Here is a 26,095-nt window from a genome sequence, read left to right as displayed (position 1 = left end):
ATCACCGGCCGAAGTGTTCGTCATCGGCAACGGCGTCCGCGTCGACCGAGCCCGGGTCTGCCGTGAACACCACCGCCCTCAGGTCGCCGTCGGGAATGTGGACGGTGTCGCAGTCCAGTGCGATCTGCCCCAGGTCCTCATGCTGCAGCAGCATCCGGCTGTCGTGCTGCCCGGCGGTGGGCGTGCTCGCCCAGAGCTCGGCGAACACGGCGCTGGCGCGCTGGAGTTCGGCGGTCAACGACGCCAGGTCATCGTCCGCGGGGTATCGGGTCGAGGCCGCACGCAGCTCGGCCACCAGCAGGCGCTGGAAGCGGGCGTGGTCACCCGGCGACCGCATCACCCGGCCGTCCTGGCCAACGAACACCCGCCAGGGGATGTTGCCTTCGCGCGGATGGAGCGAGGGCACTCCGCAGGCCAACGTTTCCCAAGCCTGGTTCCAGCCGACGACGGTCCACGTGGCGTCGAGCACGCACACCGGCGTGCTCTCTACCCGCTCCACGAGTCTGCGCGCGCCAGGACTGAGCCGCCGTGGCACCTGCCCTTCTACTGGCGCGTAACCGGCCAGCGTGCACAGGTGCTCGTACTCCGCCCTGCTCACCCGGAGTGCTCGGGCCAAGGCGTTCAACACGCCAGGCGAGGGATGCCGACGGCCCTGCTCCATGCGTTTCAGATGATCTGTCGACACGCCGGCCAGTTCGGCGAGCTCTTCCCGGCGTAAGCCGCCCGTGCGCCTGCGGCCGTGACCGACGACACCCACTTGTTCGGGGCGGGTGCGTTCACGTCGCTCCCGCAACGCCATTCCCAGAGTGCTCGCGTCCGGCATGACCGAAGAATATCAGCGGCATCCGCCAGGAGGGGACATCCTGGCCCCTGCTACGGCAGCCGAAATCCGGAAGAATGACCACCAGGAAGGGCGGAGACAGCGCGCGCGAATCTGTGTTGACACGCGCCCCTCCCGATGTTTTATCGATCGTGTTCTCGATGAAGGAATTTCATGACTGATGCCAATCACCTCGCCGACCGGGTCGCTGTCACCGAGACCGTGGCCCGTTTCGCCTGGTCGCAGGATCTCAAGGACTGGGACGGGCTGCGTGCGATCGTCGCCGACACCGTCACGATGGATGTTTCCGAGCACTTGGGCGCGCCGTCGCAAGAATTGAGTGCCGATGATTTCGTGGCCGCCAGCCGGGCGGTGCTGGAAGGGTTTCAGAGTACGCACCATTCGACCTCCAACGTCATCGTCGAGCTCAAGGGCGACCACGCTACCTACCGGAGTTTCGTGGTGGCCTACCACCACGTTCCCGCCGACGAGGGCGACTGGCTCGTCGTGCGCGCTTTCTGGCACGTCGACCTGCAGCGGGTCGACAATGAATGGCGGCTGAGGCGCATCCGCGTGGTGCGGAAAGCCCCTTTCGTGGGTAACCCCGAGCTTTACGCGATCGCTGCGGGGTCTGCGGACAAAGGCGGGCGAGAAGCGAGTAAATCGACTGACAACGTGCGCGCCGTTCCGTTTCGAATGGCTGCGGCGATGTCCGATCGTGACGTCGACAAGTTGGTGGCCAATTACACCGACGACTTCGACTGCGTGATGCCGGTGCACCCCGATCGTTCCTTCCGCGGTGTCGAGCAAGTTCGCGCGAACTACACGACGATTTTCGCCCGGTATTCACACGGCCTGGACGCCCGGGTCATCGATTCCGTGGTGGACGGTGACCGGGTGTGGACGGAGTGGGAGATGATCGGCACGCGGGCCGACGGGGTTGTCGAGACCATCCGCGGCACCGTCATCATCCGGGTCGAGGACGGTCGCGCCAGAGCGGCTCGCTTCTACCTCGATCCGGTCGATGCCCCGGATACATCGGCACAGCTGAACATCCTCGACTGAAATCCGGCTCGTCAGATTGCGCCCGGTGCTCTGCTGGACGATGGGGAGTTGCCGGAGTGGGACATCCGCACGTTGCGTCGGCCGCATCGAGCCCTTGGACTCGGACGCGGAGCTGATTGCAGTGGCGAGTGGTCGGGGAAACTGGTCGTGCGTCTCGCCTGACGGAGGGCGCGGGGCCGGAAAGCAGGGGACAAACCGGCCCCCGCACGGCATCGCGCGAACTGGAAACATCGTTCACATCGACCCCCAGGAGTAGATGTTCATGCACCTCACCGTTCTCGCCGCGTCCGGCTCGACCGGACTCTCCCTTACCCGGCAGGCACTCGACCGTGGCCACATCGTCAGGGCCATCGCCCGCAATCCCGACCGGATCACCGTTCCGGACGCCCCGGGGCTGACCAAGATCGTCGCGGACGTGTTCCACACTGACGAGATTGACTCGGCGCTCGAAGGCAGTGAACTGGTGCTGTCCGGACTAGGTGTGCCCAAGGGGACGAAGCCGGGCGTGCTGACCGCGGGCGCCCGGTCGGCGGTGGCGTCGGGCGCCCGCGTCATTTGGCTGGGTGCTTACGGCACAGGTCCCTCGGCCGCGGTGGCAAGCGCGCTCAACCGGCTGGTCCTCAAGGGACTCGGAGCGGAGGTCGCCGACAAGGTCGAGTCGGACGCCGTGGTCACCGAAGCCGGCGGAACGGTTTTCCACGCCGGACCCCTGACGAACAAACCGATCAGCCCGAACCGGCGCACCGTCGGTCTCGATGCCTCCCCCAAGAGCATCTTCCGCATCATGGTGAGCCGGGACACCGTTGCCGCCGCGATGCTTGACGAAGCGGAGAACCCGCAGTTCCCCGGCCGGATCGCTGTCCCACTCACACGCTGACCTGAAGGCCCATGAGTGGCTCGCTCGAGGTGCCGACGAGACGGACCTCGCCAGATCGCCTGTCGTGGCCTTCGGTTCCGGGAGTGGATCACGCCGCTCTAAGAACGTGCCGGCCGGGCTTGACCGTCACCAGGTCACCGGCAACGAGCGCGCGCCGTAGACGAGACTGAAGGCGCGGAAGTCCACCGGGCCGTCAGGATTCGCCAGCGCGAGACCGGGGAAGCGCCGCAGCAGGGCCGGAAGGGCGATGCGCAACTCCATCCGGGCCAGCGGCGCCCCGAGACAGTGGTGCGCGCCGTGCCCGAAGGCGACGTGGCCGGTACTTCCCCGGGTGATGTCGAGGATCTCCGGATCACCGATCAGAGCGGGGTCGCGGTTGGCGGCGGGGAGAGAGCAGATCACGAGTGATCCCGCCGGGATGGTGTGCCCGGCGATCTCCACCTCCGTCGTGGTCGTCCGCGGTGGCGGCGTCTGCACGATCGACAACCACCGAAGCAGCTCCTCGACGGCGGGCTCGACCAGTTCCGGATCTTCACGAAGCATCGCCAGCTGCTCCGGGTGCCACAACAGGGCCAGCGTGCCGAGCCCGAGCATGTTCGAGGTGGTGTCGTGCCCGGCCAGCAGGAGCAGCCCCGCGACACCGGTCAGTTCGGCGGACGTGAGCTCCCGGCCGTGTTCGCGAACCAGCATGCCCAGCATGTCCTCGCCCGGATCCGCCTGGGCCCGGGCCACCAGCCCGGCCATGTAGTCGTGGTCTTCCTCCTGCGCCGCCACGCGATCGTCCAGCGGCAAGGAGGTGTCCAGAACGCGCACGGCGCGTTCGTGGAAGCCGGCACGGTCTGCGTAGGGGACACCCAGCAGCTCGCAGATCACCAGCGAGGGCACGGGCAACGCGAAGTGCGCCACCAGGTCGGCAGGCTTGCCGGCGCGCTCCAGATCGTCCAGGGCGTTCTCGACGATCTCGGCGATCCGTGGCCGGAGCCTGCTCATGCGCCGGACGGTGAACTCCGGCGTGAGCAGCCGGCGCAACCGCGTGTGGTCGGGCGGGTCGAGTGTGATCAGCTGACCCGGCACGGGTTTCCCTTGTCCCGCACCGGCGAACGGTGTCAGGGCACTGCTGAACCGAGCCGTGTCGGCCAGCACCTGGCGAACGTCCTCGTGCCGGGACACCAGGTACGCGGGCCGGCCGAACGGTGTCTCCACTCGCAGCACACGCTCGTTGTCGCGTGCCTTGGCCAGTTCCTTGACCGGATCGATGCCGGTCCGCCGCAGATGTAGCGGTACTTCCCAGGTTTCGGTCATCGTCTGCCTTTCCCTTCGGCTCAAGGCCGGGTGTCGAGCCACTCGGAGAACGTGGGGCCCGCGAGCTTGGCGTGCGGTCCGGGCAGGAAACCGCCCGCGGCGGCGATCTCGGCGTCCGGGATGCCGCCGCCGTCGATGCCGACGACCTCGATGCCCCGGAGGGCGCCGAGGAGCCGGGCCGCGTCGGCCATGTTCTCCTTGCGGGGCCCCGCGATCTCGGGGATCGGTGTCTCCGGCGCCTCGGCGGCCAAGGCGAGGTCGACCAGTTCCTCCGCGACGGTTCGGCAGGCCACGAGCTGGGTGGGCAGAGACGGCAGGTAGGCGACGTCGCCCTGCTGCCAGTCCAGGAGCTGGCCGACGAACTCGTGGAACTGCGCCGCCCGCAGGAGACGTACGGGGAGAGGCCCGGCCAAGAGAAGTTCCTCGTGCACCTTCTTGGCGGCGACGAACCCGGAGGTGGCCTTGTCGGCGCCGATGATGGACGCCGCGACGATCCGGGTCGCCCCCGCCCGGCGGCCTTCCTCGTGCAGAGTGCGGGCCGACGTCCGGAAGAACTCCGTCGCCGCTTCCTGCTCGGAGCCGTGCCACGAGGCGACGTCGATGATGACTTCGACCCCGGTGAGGGCCTCGGCGAGCCCCTCGCCGGTGATGATGTCCACGCCGGTCGCCCGGGAGATGGGCACGACCTGGTGTCCTTGTGCGGTGAGGACGTCGACGACGTGGACTCCCAGTCGTCCGGTGGCGCCCGCTACCGCGATCTTGCCGGTGCTCATGGTGTTCGCCTTTCTCGAAGGGGATGGTCAGTCGGTGTAGTTCTGGCCGGGAGGCATCCCGGGGATGGGCTTGGCGATGAGCGCGGCGGGGGCGAAGAAGCCGATGTGGGCGATCGCCATGACGAGCGTCCAGAGCGCCTTGGCGTCGTAACACTCGGATGCCTTGGCGTACAACGAATCGGGGACCCGCTCGCCGGACGGGTTCGGGGTGAAGACGGCCTCCGTCAGCTCCAGCGCGACCCGTTCCGCCTCGGTGAAGCAGGCGGCGTCCTGCCAGGTCGCCACGGCGGTGATGCGTTCTTCGGGCTCCCCGGCGCGGCGAAGGCTGCCGGTTTCGCGGATGGTGAAGTACGTGCTCCCGAGGATCTGCCCGGCACGCAGCTGCAGCAGGCTGACGGTCGTCGGGGGGATCGCGCCGTTCTTCAGGACCTGGTGCAGGCCGCCGGCGACCTCGGCCATCTCGGGGACGAAGGGGAGCGGGTTGGGCATGCGGGATCGCGTACTCGTCGGCACGGACATGGGTGGGACTTCCTTCCTCTCGGCATCTCGTCGTCGTGCCCAAGAGATCCCGGCGATCCGTCCGGCGTGACAAGGCGGGCGTGTGACACAGGCCACGGGCCGGAGACGTCACAAAGGGAGGGCAGGCGGGGTCGTATGGATCTGGCACGCTCGCGGACGAGGAGACGGGAACCGGCGATGAGCGAACGAGACGAACAAAGAACGGGCGTCGCCATGGAGTCGGCGACCGAGGCGTTCGTGACCCATCGCAACCTGCTTTTCACCGTGGCCTACGAGATGCTCGGCTCGGCCACCGACGCGGAGGACGTCCTTCAGGAAACCTGGTTGCGGTGGGTGGGCGTGGACTTCGCGACGGTGTCGTCTCCGCGCGCGTTCCTGGTCCGGATCACCACCCGGCAGGCGCTCAAACGGCTGCGCACGCTCGGCAGGCGCAAAGAGTCCTACGTCGGTCCATGGCTGCCGGAGCCGCTGCTGACCGCGCCGGACGTGGCCGAGGACGTCGAGCTGGCCGACAGCGTTTCGATGGCGATGCTGCTGGTGCTGGAAACCCTCGCGCCGACCGAACGAGCGGTTTTCGTGCTGCGCGAGGTCTTCGCACTCGACTACGACGAGATCGCCGAAGCCGTCGGCAAGACTTCTGGCACCGTACGCCAGATCGCGCACCGGGCACGGGCGCACGTCGCGGCTCGCAGGCCTCGCGGCACCGGTACCCCCGCCGAACACCGGGCCGCGCTCCAGGCCTTCCAGACAGCGGTGGAAACCGGCGACATCCAGGGCCTGCTGGACATCCTCGCGCCGGATGTCGTCGCTCTCAGCGACGGCGGTGGAGTCAAACACGCGCTGCTGCGGCCGATCGTGGGGGCGGACAAGGTGGCTCGGCTGCTGGCAGGCGGCTGGTGGAAACGCGACGCGGAACGGTCGGTCGAGCCGGTTCAGATCAACGGCGGCCCGGGACTGCTCATCCGCGTCGACGGCGAAATCGACGGCGTGCTGGCGGTGCGTGTGGAGGACGGCTGTGTCACTGGTGCCTATCACGTGCGCAATCCTGAGAAACTGGCGAGCGTGGAGCGCGAGATCACCGTGAGCCGCTGACGAACCCGAGAGTCGCGCCGCCCGGGCACGGGAGAACGGTCGCGGCGCGGCACCCCCGAAGCTGCTGAAACCGCTCTGCGCCATTCCCGGTGTCCGTGCCTGTGGCGCGAGGGACAACGCCTACGGTCCGTATCCGCCGCGGCTCGCCGGCGCGGTGCTCGGCAGGTCAAGCCGACGGGTGGTTCTTTTCGGCTGCCGGCTGTCCTCGGTTCATGACTGAATCCGTCGAGGAACGGGTACTTCACGCGGGAGTATCCGTCTGGGGAAGGTGGGTCCGGATGTCGGACAGCGATCAGGGCACGACAGTGGGGGAAAGGTTGCCCTCGCCACCTCGTGATGCCGCCGGGCTGGGGCGAACGAGACGCTGGTTCAGGGCGCTGGTGCGACGGCACCGTCCGGACGCGTGCGGCGACCTGACCGACGACGCGGTCATGGTGCTCGACGAGCTGGTGACGAACGCGGTGGTCCACGGGCACGTCTGCCGGGCCGTCACCGTCGACCTGGCCGCGGGCCGGGTGCGCATGGAGATCGACGACGCCAATCCGAGGCTGGCGCACGCCGGCGAGGGCGCGGGGCTCGGCCTCCGGCTCGTCGCCCGGGGAGCGAGCCGCTGGGGACAGCGATGTGGTCCCGAAGGCAAGACCGTCTGGGCCGAACTGCCACTCAGCCGATCACCGGCCGATCACCGAGGTGAGTCCTGACCTCGGGGTTCGAAGCGGCCGGTCAATAGCTACGGGTCCTCATCTATCGCTTCAGGTCTGGCTGGGGCCTCGGCGCCCCGGCAAAGCTGGGGATCGTGTCGAAGCGATTCGAGGAGCCCGCGACCGTTTCCACCCTCGGACCGCGCTATGTACGGGACCGCATGGTGGCCGGCGTGCTTCACCGGATGGCGGCCTTGGCGGACGTCGCCCCTTACCTGCGGGGGCCGTCACGCGCGGCAGTGGTCCGGCTGACCGGCGAGGTGCTCTCGCGGTGCCTCGACGCGCTCGAACCCGAAGGACGGCTCAGTGGCGGCGAAGAGGCGTTGCGGTCGCGCGAGGGAGAGCCCGCCGCCGTGAGGATCGTGCTGGCCAGGGTGCTGGGCCGGTTCGCCTGGGAACAGCTGACCGAGGTCATCGGCCCGTTCGAGGTGCCTCCGCTGGCCGTGTGCCGGTCCGCGGAGGTGCTGTTCGACAGTCTCGTCGAGCTGGCCCGTCCGGCCTCGCATTAAATGAGGGCCCTTAGAGAAATCCCGGACGGGAGGTTCGCGCTTAGAGTCGTTTCATGAACGGTGCGACCGCGGATCTCGTCGCAGGGACCGCACGGGCGATCGCCCGGTGTCCCGCCTTCGCCGTGGTCGAAAGCGAACCTGGAGCGGGCCGGACACGGCTGCTCGACGAGCTCGCGCGACGCGAAGCCGGGGATTGCGCCGTGGTCCGGGTCCGCTGCGCCCGGCGCCGGCGACCCGTCCCGCTCGGCCCGGTGCTCGAAGCGCTGAGCGCCGACCTCGGCAGGTGGACCGCGGTCGCGGCGCTCCTGTCGCCGCTCGCCGGAGTTCTTCGGCCCCTGCTGCCCGAACTGGCGGGAGTGCTCCCCACCGCGCCGTCCGACACGAACGGCCGTCACCTCGTCTTCCGGGCGCTCCGGGAACTGCTGACCGCGCACGACCGCACGGTCCTGCTCGCGGACGACGCGGACGAAGCCGACGAGGAGACCCAAGATCTCTTCCGGTTCCTGGCGGGCAATCCCTCTCCACGGCTGGCTGTCGTCACCACCTCGACGATTCGGGCGCAACGGCCCGGGCAGAGTGAGTCCTGGTGGCCGCCGAAATCGGGGGTGACCGCGATGCTCACCTTGGCGCCGCTGGATGTCGACGACGTGGTGTCGCTGGCCGGTTCGCGTGAGCTCGGTGAACGGGTTCATCGAAGGACCGGCGGTGTGCGCGGAGCCGTGCACGCGGTCCTGGAATCGGTCCGCACGTCCATGCCGGAGGCCTGGTCCGCCGCGCTCGCGGCCAGGCTCACGAAAGCGGATCCGGGCTGCGCCGCCGTCACCGAAGCGGCTGTGGTCTTCGGTCGCCCGGCCGGTAGCGCCGAGCTGGCGACACTGTCCCAAATGGACGGCGATGCCGTCGACGATGCGCTGCTCTCCGCTCTCGACGCGGGATTTCTGCGAGATTTGGGCAGAGGGCGGTACGCCGCACGCAGTCCTCTGGTTGCGGAGGTCGTCCACGCCGCCATCCCCGGACCTCGCCGGTGCCGCCTGCACGGTCGCGTCGCTCGTCTCCTCGCCGGTTCGGCTGAACCGGACGCGTCGAGAATCGCACAGCACCACCGGGCGGCCGGTGAACTCGGCGAATGGGTGCGGTGGACCTCGGAGGCCGTCGACACCGCGGTGGCCGACGGCAAGCCGGACGAAGCCGTCCGCCTGCTCGAAGCCGCGCTCGGTGACGAGGGACTTTCCCGCGCCGACCGGGAGAACTTCGCGGTCAGGCTCAGCAGGGAAACCGCCTACGAGCTGATCAAGGAGCCGACGGTCCGCTTGCTGCGCACGGCGGTGCGGGAGTGGCCGATGAGCAAGACCGCCCGCGGCGAGATCCGGATCAATCTCGGCCGGGTGCTGATCAACCAGAACGGGCAGATCGACGCCGGCCGCTCGGAGATCCAGCTGGCCGTCGCCGACCTCTCCGACCATCGCGGCCTGCTCGCGCGTGGTCTGGTCACGCTGGCACTCCCGCACCTCGGCGCGATCCCGGTCGAAGAGAACCTGCGCTGGCTCGATCAGGCCGAGCGCGCCAGCCGGGGCATCCGCGACGTCGAGCTGCTCGCCGCGGTCACCGCGAACCGGATGTCCAGCCGGATGCAGGTGGCCGATCCCGGTGTCTGGCTCGACGTCGGCACACTTCCGGATTCGCCACGGTCGGCCGATGTGCGCCGTCAGGTCTGCCGGACCTACATCAACCTCGCCGACGCGGCGGCGTGGAACGGTTACTACCCGGTGGCCAGGTCGTATCTCGCGACGGCGCGGAGACTGATCCAGGACGAACACCAGCCCTATCTGGAGGCCTTGGCCGCGGGTACGGATCTGCGGCTAGACGTCGCGATGGGTCAATTGTCCACAGTGGACAGTGGGGCTCGTGACCTGATCGCGCGCGTGGGTGAAGACAGTTCCCTGGCCGGTGAGCCGCTGCTGGCGCTCGGCTGGTACCACTTCGGGCGCGGACGGCGGGCGGCGGCGTTGCGCGATTTCGACGCCGCGTTCGGGCTTTCGGCCGGCAGTGTTCCCTTGCAGGCCTCGTCGTTCGCGGGGCGGGCGGCGGTCCGGCTGGCGGGCAAGGACCTGGCGGGGGCGCGCCGTCTCGTCGAGTACGGGTTGACGAACGTCCGCCGCAAGAACAACTGGGTGTGGGCGGCGGAACTGCTTCCGCTCGCGGTACGGATCCTGATCGGGGCACACGAGACCGAATCCGCCGAAAAGCTGCTGGCCGAGTATCAGGAAGGGATCGCCGGCCGCGACGCGCCACTCGCTCTCGCAGCGGACTTGTTCTGCCGGGGCTTGCTCGCCCGGCCCCGCGCCGCCGAAGCCGCCGAACTGTTCAGCCGCTCGGCGCGGTCCTACCAAGCGTTGCCGCGACCTCAAGCGGCCGCGGGCGCCGAGGAGCTCGCAGGCGAGTGCTACGCCGAACTCGGCGAGCACGAACGGGTGCTGGGCGCGCTCACCTCGGCCGAGACGACCTACCGGGCGCTGGACTCCCTCGCCGACGCGCAGCGGTGCCGCCGAGCGCTCGCGGCTCACAGCCCGGACGTCCCGCGACGCGGCCGTCGCGGCTACGGCAAGGCGCTGTCACCGCGTGAACTCGAGGTCGTCGGCCTCGCCGCGCAGAACCTGACCAATCGCCAGATCGCCGAACGCCTGTTCCTGTCGGCACGCACCGTCGAGGTCCATCTCGGCCGCGCGCTGTGCAAACTCGAGCTGCCTTCGCGCGCCGTGCTGAGTGAAGAATTGCTGCGGGACCGGCTCACCGGGTCGAAAACCACCTGAATCATGTGATTCACTCGACTTTGACCTTTTCATGTCCGCGTAGATTGATGAGGTCACTTACTTTTTCGGCATACGGGTCTTAGTGATTCCAATCGGTTCGAACCGGCACGTCTGGCGGCAAAAGTGCTGGTGGCGGCCCTGTGAATTTAATGAGTAGTCCATCGTGGACAACCACTATTGTTCTCGGCTCGCGGAAAATTCACTGTTGTCACAGCGTCGCGGTCGCCTTCGCTCTCTCCCGCCCGGCGCCGATTCCCCACCTTCAGGAGTATGCCGATGCGTGAACGTTTCCGTCCTCGATGGACCTTGGCCTTGGCCACGGCCCTGTCCGCCGCCACCCTCGTCCTCCCCGCCGCCGCTTCCGCGGGCGAACAGGCCGTGCTGAAGGGTGGTCCCGGCGCCATCCCGGGTGCCTACCTCGTCACGTTCAAACCCGGTCAGGCCGCCACCGCCGACGCCCACTCGCTGGCCTCGGGCTATGGCGCGCAGGTCACCCGCACCTACGACGCGGCGCTGCGCGGCTTCGCCGGCCGCATGACGGAGGCGCAGGCCCGGAAGCTCGCCGCGGACCCGGCCGTCGCCACGGTCGAGCAGGACGCCCTCGCCCACGCCACCGACACCCAGAACGATCCCACCTGGGGCTTGGACCGGATCGATCAGAAGGATCTGCCCCTGGACAAGAAGTACAGCTACGCCAACAAGGGCGACGGTGCCACCGTGTACGTCCTCGACACCGGGACCGACTACCGGCAGTCCGAGTTCGGTGGCCGCGCGAGCAGCGGATACGACTTCGTCGACAGCGACAGCGACGCCTCCGACTGCCATGGTCACGGCACCCACGTCGCGGGCACCGTCGGCAGCACGACCTACGGTGTCGCCAAGGGCGTGAAGATCGTGGCCGTGCGCGTGCTCGGCTGCAATTCCAGCGCGCCGTGGTCGACGATCGTCTCCGGAATCGACTGGGTCACCAAGAACGCCAAGAAGCCCGCGGTGCTCACGATGAGCATCGGCGGCGGCGCGACGTCCACAGTGGACCAGGCGGTGCAGGGCGCTGTCCGGGCGGGGATCACCGTCACGGTCGCCGCGGGCAACGAGGGGCAGGACGCCTGCAACGTCTCGCCCGCCCGCACGCCGGAGGCGATCACGGTCGCCGCGAGCGACGCGCAGGACAAGCGGTCGATCTTCAACTCGTCGCAGTCGTCGAACTACGGGACCTGCACCGACCTGTTCGGGCCGGGCAGTAACATCACCTCCACCCGCAACGGCGGCGGCACGCAGCAGATGAGCGGCACGTCGATGGCCACCCCGCATGTCGCCGGCGCGGCCGCGCTCTACCTGACCGCGAATCCGTCGGCCACCCCGGCGCAGGTCACCAAGGCGCTGCTCGACAACACCACCCCCGGCAAGATCTCCGATGTCAAGGGCTCGCCGAACAAGCTGCTGTACACCGGTTTCCTCGACGGCGGCACGCCGAATCCGCCGTCCTGCGCGGGCGGTAGCAGCACCGACGACGTCGCCATCCCGGACGCCGGTGACGCCGTGTCCAGCACCGTGACCATCGGTTCCTGCGACGCCAAGGGCACGTCGGGCACCTCGGTCACCGTGGCGATCAAGCACCCGTACTCCGGCGATCTGAAGATCGACCTCGTGACGCCGAGCGGCAAGGTCGTCAACCTCAAGCAGGCCGGTGGCGAAAGCTCGATCGACCTCTCCAAGACCTACACCGTCGACACCTCGGCCGAGAACCGCTCCGGCGACTGGAAGCTGCGCGTCCAGGACGTCTACCGCTTCGACGCGGGCGCCATCGACAGCTTCGGCCTGACCTTCTGATTTCCCTCCCTGTGAAAGGAAACACCGTGCAGAGAAAGAGAATCCTGGGCCTTCTGGCGCTGGGGATGACGGCGCTGTCGGTCCCCGTCGTCGGCGGAACCGCCGGGGCGGCGCCCCAGCCGGTCACGTCGGCCATCGCCCCGACCGGTGACGTCCGGATCCCCGAAGGCGCCCACGCCCAGGGCATCGGCGGCGTCCCGGCCTCGGTGAAGGACTACCCGTTCGCCATCGCAGCCCTGCGTGAAGGCGGATCACGCCCCAAGGGACAGAGTTGCAGCGGTTCGGTCGTGGCGCCCCGCAAGGTGATGGTCGCGGCGCACTGCAAGGAACTCGCGGGTGAGAAGTCCGTCCTTTATGGACTCGACGACCTGAAGAGCACTGGCGGTACCCAGCTCAAGGCCGTCGATTACCAGCTCCACCCCAAGTTCACCCAGCCCTGGAACGGTTACGACGTCGCGATCATCACCACCGACGCCGACATCCCCGTCCCTGCGGGCGGATACGCGAAGGTCGCCACGTCCGCCGACACCGGCTTGGAGACGCCGGGCAAGGACGGTTTCAGTCTGGGATACGGCAAGAAGACCCAGAACGACAGCCCCGCCGACGTCACCCTGCAGAAGCTGACCCTGCCGATCGTCAACGCGAACCAGTGCACCGGGGTGGAGAACGGCGTCGACCCCAAGACGATGATCTGCGCCGGCTACTCCGACGGCCGCAAGACCGTGCTGCCCGGTGACAGCGGTGGGCCGTTCATCGTCAACGGCGTGGTCGTCGGCATCACCTCGTGGAGCCGCAGCGACTTCAAGTGGTACAGCGTCTACAGCCGCCTGAACAACGAGATGGGGGACTGGGTCAAGCAGCAGATCGGCGACGCGCCCAGCGCCGACAAGTTCACCCTCGCGGCGTCGCCGGGTTCGGTGAAGGTCGACCCCGGCAAGTACATCTCGACGTCGATCACGAGCAAGCCGGGCAAGAACGGCAGCGAGAACGTCGCGCTGACCGCGTCCGGGCTGCCCGACGGCGCCAAGGCGACCTTCCAGCCGTCCACCATCAAGTCGGGTGACACCGCGAAGCTGACGATCGAAACGGCGGCGGGCACCCCGGAACGGGACTACACGATCACCGTCTCCGGCAAGGGAACGACCGACACCGTGACCACCACGCTGACGCTGACCGTCGGCAAGGGCGGCAGCGAGCCGGGTGACCTGAAGGTGACGCTCGACCCGGCCTCGGGGACCGCTCGCCCGGGTTCGATGGTCAGCACGAAGGTGTCCGTGACCGGTGGCGGTGGTTCGATCACGCTCTCGGCTTCCGGCTCCGGCCTGCCGTTCGCGCCGTTCTTCAACCCGCAGACCATCTCCAGCGGCGGTACGTCGACGATGCAGGTCTTCCCGCCCTTCCAGGCCGGTACGTACCCGATCACCGTGACGGCGAAGGACAGTTCCGGCAAGACCTCGACCGCCACGTACACGCTCACCGTCCAGTGACCACGACGAACACGGAGGTGATCCACCATGCGTAACCATCGAAAGCTCCTGCTGGCACTGGGTGCTCTGACACCGTTGCTGGCGCTCGGCGTCGGGAACGCCGTCGCCGCGGAAGCCGAAGGTGTGGTGATCCAGGCGAAACAGCACTACGGCGACCAGTACATCGTGGTGTTGAAGGACGGCCTCGCCACCGCGCAGGCGTCGTCCGCGTCGCTGACCCAGCGCTTCGGCGGCGAGGTCCGCTCGACCTGGTCGGCCGCGCTGAACGGCTTCTCGGTCAAGAAGATGACTGAGAAGCAGGCGCGGCGGCTCGCCGCCGATCCGTCGGTCAAGGCCGTCTACCAGGACGGCACGGCCCGCGGCGCCGACACGCAGGCCAACCCGACCTGGGGCCTGGACCGCGTCGATCAGAAGAACCTGCCGCTGGACAAGAAGTACACCTACAACAACAGCGGTGAAGGCGTCACCGCGTACGACCTCGACAGCGGCATCAACCCCGGCAACCCGGAGTACGAAGGCCGGGCCAGCCTCGGCAAGGACTTCATGGGCGGTGACGGCAAGGACTGCAACGGCCACGGCAGCCACACCGCCGGCACCATCGGCAGCAAGACCTACGGGGTCGCCAAGAAGGTCAAGATCGTCGGGCTCAAGGTGCTGGGCTGCGACAACACCGGGCCGGACTCGGGCATCATCGACGCCGTCGACTGGGTGACGGCCAACGCGACGAAACCGGCCGTGGCGAACATGAGCCTCACCACGGACGCGCCGGGTGTCGGTGACGACGCGGTCAAGCGATCCATCGCGTCCGGAGTCGTCTACGGCATCGCCGCGGGCAACGCCTCGACCGACGCCTGCAACACCAGCCCGGCGCGGGTGCCGGAAGCCATCACGGTGAACGCGACGGATTCCAGTGACAACCGCTCGTCGTTCTCCAACTACGGGAGCTGCACCGACATTTTCGCGCCGGGCACCAACATCACCTCGTTGAGCCCGAGCAACGGCGGGTCCGCCGGAATGAGCGGGACCTCGATGGCGACACCGCACGTCGTCGGCGCGGCCGCGCTCTACCTGGCGGCCAACCCGTCCGCGACCCCGAAACAGGTCCGGGACGCGCTGGTGAACAACGCTTCCGACGGTGTCGTCAAGAACCCGGGCAGCGGTTCGCTGAACAAACTGCTCAACGTCTCGTTCATCGGCGGCGGTGGCCCGGCGCCGAAGTGCGGCACGAAGTCGAACACCACCCCGGTGTCCATCCCGGACGCCGGTGCCGCGGTGACGAGCACGGTGACGCAGGACGGCTGTGACGGCAGGGCGTCCTCGTCGTTGCCGGTGAAGGTGGACATCTCGCACACCTACACCGCGGACCTGGTACTCGACCTGATCGGGCCGAGCGGGAAGGCGTACCGGCTCAAGGGCTCCGGTGGAGTCGGCACGGCAGGCGGTGTCCACGAGACGTACACGGTGGACGCCTCCGGCGAGAACGCCAACGGAACCTGGAAGCTGAGCGCCCAGGACGTCTACCGGTTCGACACCGGCTCGATCGACGGGTTCACCGTCACGTTCTGACCCGGGGGCGAAGAAAATGAGGTGGGGCCGGGCTTGGCGACCGGTCCCACCTCACCGCGTCCGATCCGGCCGTCACCCCGGGTGGAGACCCCCTCTCCGGCTGGATCTGCGGCCGGCGGACCGGCTTCGCCACGGCGGGTCTCCGCCGTGAAAGACACGGCGACGTCTGCTCCACGCTGGGCCGAATGGCCCACATCTCTCCGAAGACATGCTTCGATATGAGACCAAACGGTCTACGGGTGAGGGACATGACGAGCGACAGTGAGGTCCATCGGCGGCCCTTGACGAGTTACGTCGGCCGTGCGGACGACGAGCACGAGGTGCGGCGCCTGCTCGGCGCCGGCCGTCTGGTCACCTTGACCGGCGCGGGCGGTGCGGGCAAGACGCGGCTGGCCGCGCAGGTGGCCAGTTCGCTCACCCGGGAGTTCCCCGGCGGGGTGGCGGTCGCCGGGCTGGGGGAGTTACGGGACGAACGGCTCGTCACGCGCACGGTCGCCGACAGCCTGGGGCTGCACGACACGGCGGGGCGGACCGACCTGGAGGCTGTCGTGTCGTACCTGCGCCCCCGGCGGTCCTTGTTGTTGCTGGACAACTGCGAGCATCTCCTGCCCGGCAGCGCCGACCTGGTGACGGCGTTGCTCCGCGACTGCCCGGACCTCGTGGTCCTGGCCACCAGCCGTTGCTCCCTGGGGATCGCCGGTGAGCACGTCCTGACCATCCCGTCCCTGGCCGTGCCGGAAGAGAACAAGACACCCGGTGAGGCACTCACGTTCGGCGCCGTGCGGCTGTTCGCGGAGCGGGCCGCGAACGTCCTGCCGTCGTTCGAGGTCACCGAGGACAACGTCGCGGACGTCGTTCGCCTCTGCCGCGGCCTCGACGGTCTGCCGCCGGCGATCGAGCTCGCGGCGGCCCGGATCCGCGTCCTGTCGCCGTCGCAGATCGCCGACCGGGTCGAGCGGAGTTCGGGGGTGCTGTCCACCGGTCTCCGGATGCCCGTCGAGCGGCATCGGACGCTGCGCGCCACCATCGAGTGGAGTCATTCCCTCTGCTCCGACACCGAGCGGGCCGTCTGGGCGTGCTGTTCGGTGTTCGCCGGGCTGGCCGACGCCTTTCACCCCGTGGACGCGCGCGACGGCAGTGCCGACGTCGATCAGATCGTGGAGCTGGTCCGCGGCTGTGACGGCGTGACCACCTTGTCGGACGCGTCCCAGGCCACCGCGGCCAAGGTGGCCGGACAGCTTGGACTTCCGGGCGTGGGTTCGGAACGGGCCGAGGTCGCGCGTTCCTAATGGCGGCAGCGGGAACTGTTGTCCGGAGCCGGGATCACGGTGCCGTACTGGCGGCGGGTCACCGGTCCGGACGACCTCGGCGAGTTCTACGCCGAGGCCACCGGGCGCGCGGTTCTCAAACCGGTGGACTCGGCGGGCAGCGCGGGGGTGCTCGCGGTCGACGACGAGGCCGAGGCGCGGAGGCAATGGCCGGTGGTGCGGTCGCTCTCGCCGTCCCGCACGGCGGTCATCGAGGAGTTCTTGCCGGGACGTGAGGTGTGCGTCGACGCGGTGATCGTGGCCGGGCGGCCGGTCTTCGTGTCCGTTGTGGACTGTGAGTACGGGGGAGGTCAGGGATTCATCGCCACCTCGGCCAAGTACGCGAGCCGTTCGCCCGATCACGACGCGGCGAAGGCACGGCTGACCGCGATCGCGGCCGCACTGAGACTGGCGGACCGGATGCCAGACATGTAAGGCTTTTCCCAACTGGCCGCGCCGCCGGTCATTCTGTGCCGACAAGGGGCGTTTCATCGAAATTTCATGAGCCGCCGATAGCGTCACCGGAGATCGAAGTCTCGTCTTTTGCGGGGATCACGCGCTGATCCCGGCGGGGGAGTTCGCCCGAACGTTCTAGTTCGTTTCGACTATTCGATCGAATGTCTTCGTCAGACGTGTCACCGCTCGATCCCGCGCGCGACAGGAAATGTCGCCCTTCGCTGGGACCCGATAGTCGAATCCATTGATCCAGAGGGGGTCGGGGGCATGTCTGTCTTCGCGTGGGCTCGTCCGGTTCGTCATCGCCACAAGGCCGTGGTGGTCGTGTTGTCACTGGCGTTGGTGGCGATGGCCGTTCCGAGCGCGGGTCCGCCCGCTTCGGTGCGTGAGGCGGGGCTGGCTTCGGGCGCGGACGGGGCGGTGACGGTTCCCGAGCACCCGGAGGGAACTGCGTTCGACCCGAATCAGATCAAGGACATCAAGGCGGCCGATCCGGGCGCCGGGGTGAACCTGATCGGGCCGCCGGCGGCGAATCCCACGGGCGATGCCCGGATGTCGTATCCGCTGGAGGTGCCCAAGGGGAGAGCGGGCCTCGAGCCGAAACTGGCGGTGTCGTACAGCTCCGCGGGCGCGAACGGCTGGCTGGGTGTCGGGTGGGACGTCTCCGTGCCGTCCATTTCGGTGGACACCCGTTGGGGGGTGCCGCGCTTCGACGCCGGGCTGGAGACCGAGACCTACGTGCTGGGTGGTGAGCAGTTGACGCCGGTGGCCCATCGGGGTCCGTTGCAGGCGCGGACGGCGGAGAAGGTGTTCCACGCGAAGGTGGAGAGCCGGTTCGATCGGATCGTGCGCCATGGGGACAAGCCCGCGAACTACTGGTGGGAGGTCACCGACAAGTCGGGCACTCGCACGGTGTTCGGCGGTGCGGAGAACACCACGTTGACCGACGCCTCGGGTCGTGTGGCGACGTGGGCGGCGCGCGAGGTCCGTGACACCAACGACAACGTGCTGCGCTACCACTACGCCAGGGTGGAAGACGGTGGCACCGCGAAGTCGACGGTGCCGGGTAGCAACCTGTATCCGAGGCGGATCACCTACACCGGTCACGGTGCGACCGAGGGTAAATACTCGGTGACGTTCCTGCGGGACCGGGATCGGGGCGAGCCACGCCGCGGCGATGTGCAGATCGACGCTCGTGGCGGGTTCAAGAAGGTGACCGCGGACCTGCTGCGGCGGGTCGAGGTGAAGCTGGACGACCAGCTGATCCGGGCCTACGAACTGAACTACCGGACCGGCGCGTTCGCGAAGACGTTGCTGGCGTCGGTGTCGCAGTTCGGCGAGGACGGCAAGCTGTTCAACACCCACTCGTTCGACTATTTCGACGAAGTGCGTGACCAGGCGGGCAACTACACCGGGTTCTCCGACGCCGCCGGGTGGTCGGTCCCGGATGACGATCTGGGCGTGAACATCCGGGAAGGTGAGGCGAGTGCGATCTCGGCGAACACCTCCGTCGGATTCGGTGCGCACTTGTTCGCGGGCTACAACGTTCAGGGGTGGCCGGTCAAGCAGGGTGGCGTCGGGCTGAAGGTCGGGTTCAACGCCGGCCAGTCCGACGGCCTGTCGGCGCTGGTGGACGTGAACGGCGACAACCTGCCGGACAAGGTCTTCCGCAAGAACAAAGACGTGTATTACCGCCCCAACCTGAGCACCCCGGGAGGCGAACCGAAGTTCGGTGACACGCCGGTCAGGTTGCGCGACCTCCCGGGGATCTCGACCGAGCGGACGCTGTCGGGCACGATCGGTGTCGAGGCGTTCGTCGCCGCCATCGCCGCGCAGCTGGACTTCGTGGGAACCACGACCACGTCGGATCGGTTCTTCAGCGACGTCAACGGTGACGGCATCACCGACCTGGTCAACAACGGCGGCGTGCTGTTCGGCTACCTGGACGCCAACGGCCAGCCCGCCTACAGCGCGGATTCCACCCGCACCCCGGTACCGGTCGGCGGAGGCGCGGTGACCGGCGAGATCGTCGGTGACCAGACCGCCCAGTTCAACCAGCAGGTCGACAACTCGCCGCTGCTGGACTCGGTGCGCCGCTGGGTCGCGCCGTTCGACGGCACCGTCCGCGTCGACGGCCGGGTGCAACTGACCGTGGACCCCTCGCCCGCGCGCGCCGCGTACACCAAAGCCGACGGTGTGCGGGTCACCGTCCAGGCCAAGGACACCGAACTCTGGGCGCAACGAATCGGCCCGGACGACCACACCGAGTTCACTCCGGCCAATGTGTCGGCGATCTCGGTGAAGAAGGGCGACGCGCTCTACTTCCGCACACAGTCCATTCTGGACGGAAAGTACGACACGGTGGCGTGGGATCCGACGATCGCCTACACCAACCTGCCGGCCGGTACGGACGTGAACGGGCTGGCGAACACCGTGTTCCGTGCGTCCGCGGACTTCACGCTCGGCGGCCGCTCGTCGCAGGTGATGGTGCCGGTGACCGGCAAGCTTCAGCTGACCGGCGACGTGGTCAAGAGCAAGGTGACCTCGGATGACGTGACCGTGGTGATCACGAAGGGCAACGGGGTGCACGCGCCGGCGGAGGTGTTCCGCAAGGTCCTGCCCGCCGCGTCGACCGGGACCACCAAGATCGACATGAGCCTCCCGGTCAGCCAGTTCGAGAAGATGTCCTGGCACATCAAGACCGACTCCTCGATCGACGTCTCCGCGGTGTCCTGGGTACCGAAGGCGCACTACACGGAGGCGCCGGGAGTGGAGTCGCTTGTCGACGACAAGGGCCAGCCGAGCCTGGTGATCAGCCCGCCGTTCGACGTCGACATGTACCCCGCCGACACCCTCGCCGCGCCGCAGCAGACCTACAAGGTGACCAAGACCGGCAAGCTGCGGGTCCGGCCGGGCGTGAAGCTCGACTTCGGCTTTCCCGGAGCGACCAAGATCGCGTTCACAGTCAAGAAACGCGGCGGGCAACTCATGGGCAAGCGGGTCGTCGACATCGTCAACGGGCAGTACGGCTCGCCCGGCCAGGACCTGGACGTGGTCGTCCCTGTCACCGAGGGCGACGAGCTGTATTTCGACCACTCCACAACGGATCCCTACCTGTTCGGTCTGGTCGCCGAACAGTCCGCGAAGGTCACCTACGACCTCTCGTCCCCATGGCCGACGTTCAGCCCGGCGCCGAGCGCGGCACACGGCTCCGCCCAGCAGGGTGCGTTCCCGCAGCCCTATCGCGGCTGGGGTGTGATCGGCTACCAGGCCAACCGCGACCGCGCCACCCAGCCCATCAAGCAGGCCGAACTCGCGATCGACCAGAGTTTCAAGGACGCCCTTCCCAAGGAGCCCAAGGAATCCGACATCCCTGGGTTCGCCGCGAACCCCCGGATCGCCATGCCCCGGCTGGCGATCTTCGCTCCGAACCCGGCCAAGGGCGGCTGGGCCGCGCAGGACGAGTCGTCCTGGTTCACCGCCACCATGGCGACCAGTTCCCGGCTCGGCGCGGACACCATCGATGTGGTCACCGACGCCGATGTCGCCGGTGACCGCACGGTGATGCGCCGCGGCGTGACCGGCCAGGTTTCCGGCACGCTGTCCGCCGGTCCGTTCGGGGGCACGGTCGTCGGCGGGATCACCGCGGGTTCCGTCGACTACGTCGACCTCAACGGTGACCGCTTTCCCGATGTCGTCGGCGCCAAGGAGATCCAGTTCACCGACATGGACGGCGGGCTCGGCACTCGACGCGGCACGCTCGGCGGCAACGTCCGCGAGTCCGACACCTTGTCCGGCAACGTGTCCTACTCCGGCGGCAGTGAGTCGGCCACCATGGCCAGCGCACAGGGCCTGGCCGCTCCGGAGGCCGGAAGCAGCAACAACACCGCCACCTCCGGCCCGGTCCAACCGGCGCTCGGGATCGGGGGCAGCATCGGCGGCGGCGAGTCCGACACCCGCGTCGACCTCGTCGACATCAACGGCGACGGTCTACCGGACAAGGTCTTCGCCAACGGCGACGCCCAACTCAACCTCGGCTACAGCTTCGCCGCCAAGGAACCGTGGTCAGCGGGTCCGATCAACGACGCCTCCACGCGCAACATCGGCGTCAACCTCGGTTTCAACGTCGACAACTACGGCTTCGCCGGCGGCCTGTCCGCCGAACTGGGCACCTCGATCACCAACGCCAGCATGCTCGACGTCAACGGCGATGGTCTCACCGACCGCGTCTTCACCGATGGCGCCAACCCGATCAAGGTGGCCATCAACACCGGCACCGGCTTCACCGCGCCCACGCCCTTCCGCGGCAGCTTCACCGACGTCGCCGTCGACAAGAACGCCACCCTCGGCGCGGGTGTCTACTTCACCTTCCCCGTCCCCACTCCGGTCGGCACATTCGTGTTCAACCCCGGCGCCAACGCCTCCACGAGCATCAGCCGTGCCGAGATCGGCCTGCGTGACCTCAACGGCGACGGCCTGGCCGACCATGTCAAATCCACCCGGGACAACGAGCTCCTGGTCGCGGTCAACAAGACCGGCCGTACGAACCTGCTCCGCACGGTGACGCGGCCGTTGGGCGGGAAGATCGACCTGGACTACACCCGCACCGGCAACACCCAGGCGACGCCGGAGTCCCGCTGGGTGCTGTCCCGCACCAGCGTGTCCGACGGACGTCCCGGCGACGGAGCCGACACCCAGCTCACCACCTACCGCTACGAACACGGCAAGTACGACCGGCTCGAACGCGAGTTCCACGGCTTCGGCAAGGTCGTCGCCGAGACCCGGGACCCGGGGGCGGGCGACGCCGTGTACCGCGCGGTGACGACGGAGTACCGCACCGACGGCCCGTACACGAAGGGGCTGCCCTCCCGGACCCGCACCACCGACGGTGCGGGGCGGCCGTTCACCGAAACCGTCAACACCTATCAGTTGCGCGACACCGCGCCGGGCAGTGTGTTCGCCGCACTGTCCCGGGTGGACAAGCACTTCTACGAGGGTGGCGAGAACCCTGGTAAGTCCACCTACACCGAAATGTCGTACGACGACTACGGCAACCTGACTCGCTCGTTCGACGCGGCCGACGAGGGCACCGCCGACGACGTCGAGACCACCTACGGCTACACCGCATCCGACCCGGCCTGCCGGGCGCGCAACCTCATCGGCACCGTCAACCTGCACAAACAGCGTGGTGCCGGCGGCGGTGCCGTGTCGCGGCACGGCGAATCCACAGTGGACTGCGTGACCGGTGCGGTACGGCAGGTCCGCGCGTACCTCACCGACACCATCTCGGCCGACACCGACCTGGAGTACTACCCGGACGGGAACCTGAAAGCGGTCACCAAGCCCGCCAACACGACCGGTCAGCGGTACCGGCTGGAGTACGGCTACGACACCGTCGTCGGCGTCCACATCGAGTCAATTGTGGATAGCTTCGGGCTCCGGTCGGGCGCGACGCACAACCTCAAGTACGGGCAACCGGACCGGACCACCGACCAGAACGGTCAGCAGGTGCTGCGTTCGTACGACAGCGTGGGCCGCTTGGACACGGTGACCGGACCGTATGAGATCGGTTCGGGCAAGGCCACGATCGACTTCGACTATCACCCCGAAGCCACCGTTCCGTACGCCACCACGCGCCACCTCGACCGCGATGCCACCGGTCTCCGCGAGGACACCATCGACACCGTCACCTTCACCGACGGTCTCAAACACGTCCTGCAGACGAAGAAGGACGCGTCGGTCGCGAACACTCCCGGCGACGAACCCGAACAGGTCATGACCGTGTCCGGCCGCACCAAGTTCGACTTCGTCGGCCGCGTGGTGGAGCAGTACCACCCGGTGACCGAGCCCAAGGGTGGCGGCAACACCACGTTCAATGCCGCCTTCGACACCGTGGCGCCCACCCGGGCCTCGTTCGACGTGCTGGACCGGCCGGTCAAGACGGTCGCACCGGACGAGGTCACGACCACCATGGCCTATGCCTTCGGACCCGACCGCGCTGGTGTCACCCGGTTCGAAACCATCGCGACCGACGGCAACGGCAAGCAGAAGCGCAGCTACACAGACCTGCGGGAGAAGACCACCGCGGTCAAGGAGTTCAACCCGGCGGGTGGGCATCCGGTGATCTGGACCAGCTACGGCTACGACCCACTCGGTCAGCTCACCACCGTGGTGGACGACAAGAACAACACCACCCGCTCCGAGTACGACACCCTCGGCCGGCGAACCGTGCTCGACAACCCCGACGCGGGCCGCACCGAGACGCGCTACGACCTGGCCGGGAACCCGACGGCGAAGATCACCGCGAGCGGCAAACAGGTCGAGTACGACTACGACCACAGTCGTCTCACCGCGGTCCGCTACCCGACCTTCCCGGCCAACAACGTCACCTACACCCACGGCGCACCCGGCGCGCCGGACAACGCCGCCGGGCGGCTCACCGAGATCCGCGACGCGGCAGGAACTCTCACCCGCGGCTACGGACCGTTGGGCGAGACCACCCGGGAAACCCGCACCATCAAGATCGCCGGGCAGGAGGACCGTGGTTACACCACCGGATGGCGCTTCGACGCGTTCAACCGCGTCCTCCAGATGACCTACCCGGACGGCGAGGTTCTCCGCTACGACTACGACAGCGGCGGCCAGGTCACCCGGGCAACCGGGGCCAAGAACGGCACCGGCTACATCTACCTCGGTCGCCTCGACTACGACAAGTTCGGTCAGAAGGTACTGCAACAGACCGGGAACGGGGTGCGCACCACCTACACCTACGACCAGGCCGACCGCAGGCTCGCGACGCTGAAGTCGAAGACACCGGGCGGTACCGAGTTCCAGAATCTCGGCTATACCTACGACAAGGTCGGCAACATCGCGGCGCTGGCCAACAACACGGCACAGAACCCGACGATCGGTGGTCCGAGCAGCCAGACCTTCGGCTACGACGACCTCTACCAGCTCACCTCCGCCGGCGGTCAGTACACGACCAAGAACAACCAGCAGGACAAGTACACCCTGGCGCTGAGCTACGACTCCATCCACAACACCACGAGCAAGACCCAGTTCCACGAGATAACCGGCACGACCACTCAAGCGGCGTCGCTGAACCGCGGCACAGCGTCGCCGGTCCAGGGCGGAGGAGGGAGCCCCGCTGCGCTGGGGCCGCTGTCTGCCGGGCCGATCGAGGCTGCGGGGAGCTACGACTACAAGTACGACTACGGCAGCGGAAAACCGCACGCGCCGAGCAAGGTGGGCCCGATCACCCAGGTCTACGACGCGAGCGGCAACCTCACCGACACGGTGAACACCGAGGCAGAGGGCAAAAGACGCCAGTACGTGTGGGACGAGGAGAACCGGCTCGCCTGCAATCAGGACACCACCACGGCGACAGTCCCTCAAACCCCGGAAGGCTGCGAGGACGCCACCGTCGGCTACACCTACGACGTCGCCGGTGAACGCGTCATCAAACGAGGCGACGGCCTGTCGCTCTACCCCAACCGTGGCTACAGCGAACGTAACGGCACCGGCTTCAAGCACATCTTCATCGGCGACAGCCGCCTCACCACCAAGACCGTCGCCGCCAGTGGACTTGAGAACACCCAGTCCTACTTCCACGCCGACCACCTCGGCTCATCCGGCTACGTGACCGACAGGCAGGGCAACGTCACCCAACACCTCGAGTACATGCCGTTCGGGGAAACCTGGGTGGAGGAACAGGCCGGTCAGAGCGATACGCCGTACAAGTTCACCGGTAAGGAACTCGACGACGAGACCGGCCTCTACTACCACGGCGCGCGCTACTACAACCCCAGAACACAACTCTGGGCCAGCGCGGATCCGGCTCTCGCCGACTTCATGTCCGGCTCCAAGGCCGCGGGTGGCATCACCAACCCTCACAACCTGGCCACTCACACCTACGTCCACAACAATCCCGTCAAGCTCACCGACCCCACCGGAAAATGGCCGGTTCTCGACGAGCAGCAAAAAGCGGAATTGGACGCCAAGTTCCCGACGAAATATCCTGGCGCCGGACCGAGGAGGACCTATTCGATTCCCAAGATCGGAGAAGTGGAACTCACAAACAGGGAGCACGTCGTAATCCTTGATATCATCGCGCACAATCCATTGAATGGCGTGAAAGCCTACAATGCGATGACCGAAGCCAAAGAGCGGGCGAAGGCGCTCTTCGGTGGAGGTGGTACCGGAGATGACGCGGGCGGTCCGCCGGACGGGACCATCGGGAACGCTTTTCAGCACGCGTACTGGAGCGCCTTGCTGACGGGTATTCTAGGTGCGCGGACGGCGGAGGCGTTGACCGACGCCCACGAAGCGTACTTGGGCAACGATCGACACAATGAACTGATGGACCTGCACAACAACGCGGTCGGACGCAAGACCTATACGGAACTCGAAAAGACTCTCGGCAGGCCGCCCACCAATGCCGAACTCGAGCGGGCCGTTCTGAATTCGGTCACGGGTACCGGTTACAGCAGTGGCGGCCATACGATCATGCTGGCTCCGAACGGGGGATACGAGAATACGCAGCCCCCTCCCGACTGTTCGCAGCGGAGATGGATTTGCGGGAACTGAAGTGAAAGGCCAGTGGGGCGTCCGCGGCTCGGGAACGAGCTCCGGGTGCCCCACTGGTGTTCCGCTTGACGCCGGTGAGGCAATCGACCGTATGGTCGACAAGGCACGGGCCGGTGCCGCTCGCGCTATCTCACGCTGGCCTCCCGTTTTTGCGGCTACGGCGTCCGGACGTGAAGCGCGCGAGTCTCCGTAGCTTCAGCTACGCCAAGAACGTCCGCAGTGCCGCCGCGAGGTCGGCGGGATTGTCCTCGGCCATGTCGTCGCGGCTGGACCAGAGCATCAACAGGGGACCAGGCGTCGGGGTCGGCGTTGATCACGCGTCGGCGGGGTTTCGCGAGCTGGCCGAAGAAGAACCAGTGCCACCATTCCCGCGCGAATTTCGCGTCGGCCCGCGC

At 67.8% G+C, this 26,095-nt stretch carries 16 protein-coding genes; 12 read left to right on the top strand and 4 right to left on the bottom strand.

Annotation, left to right across the window (positions count from 1 at the left end):
• Position 1 precedes the first annotated feature (1 nt).
• On the bottom strand, positions 2-823 hold the full coding sequence (locus B0293_RS37070; RefSeq protein ID WP_039915632.1) for a helix-turn-helix domain-containing protein: 822 nt from the start codon (positions 821-823) through the stop codon (positions 2-4).
• Positions 824-994: 171 nt separating this feature from the next.
• On the opposite strand from B0293_RS37070, the gene B0293_RS37065 reads away from it, so the two are divergent.
• On the top strand, positions 995-1,885 hold the full coding sequence (locus B0293_RS37065) for a nuclear transport factor 2 family protein (protein WP_005151538.1): 891 nt from the start codon (positions 995-997) through the stop codon (positions 1,883-1,885).
• 262 nt (positions 1,886-2,147) lie between these two features.
• The gene (locus tag B0293_RS37060; protein WP_039915679.1) at positions 2,148-2,762 is read left to right on the top strand and encodes an NAD(P)-dependent oxidoreductase; all 615 of its coding nucleotides are present in this window, start codon (positions 2,148-2,150) and stop codon (positions 2,760-2,762) included.
• Positions 2,763-2,888: 126 nt separating this feature from the next.
• Here the strand turns inward: B0293_RS37060 and B0293_RS37055 are convergent, their stop codons facing one another.
• Genes B0293_RS37055 through B0293_RS37045 form a run of 3 tightly spaced genes read right to left on the bottom strand, consistent with a single transcriptional unit; the run spans position 2,889 to position 5,326 of the window.
• Positions 2,889-4,064: a cytochrome P450 gene (locus tag B0293_RS37055; protein WP_005151545.1), complete on the bottom strand. Its 1,176-nt coding sequence runs from the start codon at positions 4,062-4,064 to the stop codon at positions 2,889-2,891.
• A 20-nt stretch (positions 4,065-4,084) separates the two neighbouring features.
• Entirely contained in the window at positions 4,085-4,837 is a 753-nt protein-coding gene (locus B0293_RS37050; RefSeq protein ID WP_005151547.1) for an SDR family oxidoreductase, read from the bottom strand.
• A 27-nt stretch (positions 4,838-4,864) separates the two neighbouring features.
• Entirely contained in the window at positions 4,865-5,326 is a 462-nt protein-coding gene (locus B0293_RS37045; RefSeq protein WP_143254727.1) for a carboxymuconolactone decarboxylase family protein, read from the bottom strand.
• A 207-nt stretch (positions 5,327-5,533) separates the two neighbouring features.
• Here B0293_RS37045 and B0293_RS37040 point away from each other — a divergent pair, with 207 nt between their 5' ends.
• From B0293_RS37040 to B0293_RS36995, 10 genes are all read left to right on the top strand, one after another.
• Positions 5,534-6,448: an RNA polymerase sigma-70 factor gene (locus B0293_RS37040; RefSeq protein WP_039915636.1), complete on the top strand. Its 915-nt coding sequence runs from the start codon at positions 5,534-5,536 to the stop codon at positions 6,446-6,448.
• A 278-nt stretch (positions 6,449-6,726) separates the two neighbouring features.
• A complete protein-coding gene (locus B0293_RS37035) occupies positions 6,727-7,149 on the top strand; it encodes an ATP-binding protein (protein ID WP_143254726.1) in 423 nt (140 codons plus the stop codon).
• A 95-nt stretch (positions 7,150-7,244) separates the two neighbouring features.
• Positions 7,245-7,658, top strand: coding sequence for a hypothetical protein (locus B0293_RS37030; RefSeq protein ID WP_005151562.1), 414 nt, complete (start codon positions 7,245-7,247; stop codon positions 7,656-7,658).
• A gap of 53 nt (positions 7,659-7,711) precedes the next feature.
• Positions 7,712-10,468, top strand: a complete 2,757-nt coding sequence (locus B0293_RS37025; protein WP_005151565.1) for a helix-turn-helix transcriptional regulator — start codon at positions 7,712-7,714, stop codon at positions 10,466-10,468.
• 276 nt (positions 10,469-10,744) lie between these two features.
• Positions 10,745-12,298, top strand: coding sequence for a S8 family peptidase (locus B0293_RS37020; protein WP_005151567.1), 1,554 nt, complete (start codon positions 10,745-10,747; stop codon positions 12,296-12,298).
• Between the two features lie 26 nt (positions 12,299-12,324).
• Positions 12,325-13,785 carry a trypsin-like serine protease gene (locus tag B0293_RS37015; RefSeq protein WP_005151568.1) on the top strand — a complete coding sequence of 487 codons (1,461 nt, stop codon included), beginning with the start codon at positions 12,325-12,327 and terminating at the stop codon, positions 13,783-13,785.
• A 27-nt stretch (positions 13,786-13,812) separates the two neighbouring features.
• On the top strand, positions 13,813-15,351 hold the full coding sequence (locus B0293_RS37010) for a S8 family peptidase (protein WP_005151569.1): 1,539 nt from the start codon (positions 13,813-13,815) through the stop codon (positions 15,349-15,351).
• Positions 15,352-15,599: 248 nt separating this feature from the next.
• A complete protein-coding gene (locus B0293_RS37005; RefSeq protein WP_245191836.1) occupies positions 15,600-16,640 on the top strand; it encodes an ATP-binding protein in 1,041 nt (346 codons plus the stop codon).
• Positions 16,641-16,658: 18 nt separating this feature from the next.
• A complete protein-coding gene (locus B0293_RS37000; protein WP_005151573.1) occupies positions 16,659-17,093 on the top strand; it encodes an ATP-grasp domain-containing protein in 435 nt (144 codons plus the stop codon).
• 288 nt (positions 17,094-17,381) lie between these two features.
• Complete coding sequence (locus tag B0293_RS36995; RefSeq protein ID WP_005151575.1) at positions 17,382-25,700, top strand: SpvB/TcaC N-terminal domain-containing protein; 8,319 nt, start codon at positions 17,382-17,384, stop codon at positions 25,698-25,700.
• Positions 25,701-26,095: the final 395 nt, after the last annotated feature.

Origin of the sequence: Amycolatopsis azurea DSM 43854 (genome assembly GCF_001995215.1) — a bacterium.
Classification (GTDB): domain Bacteria; phylum Actinomycetota; class Actinomycetes; order Mycobacteriales; family Pseudonocardiaceae; genus Amycolatopsis; species Amycolatopsis azurea.
This window is presented reverse-complemented; position numbering and strand designations above follow the sequence as displayed.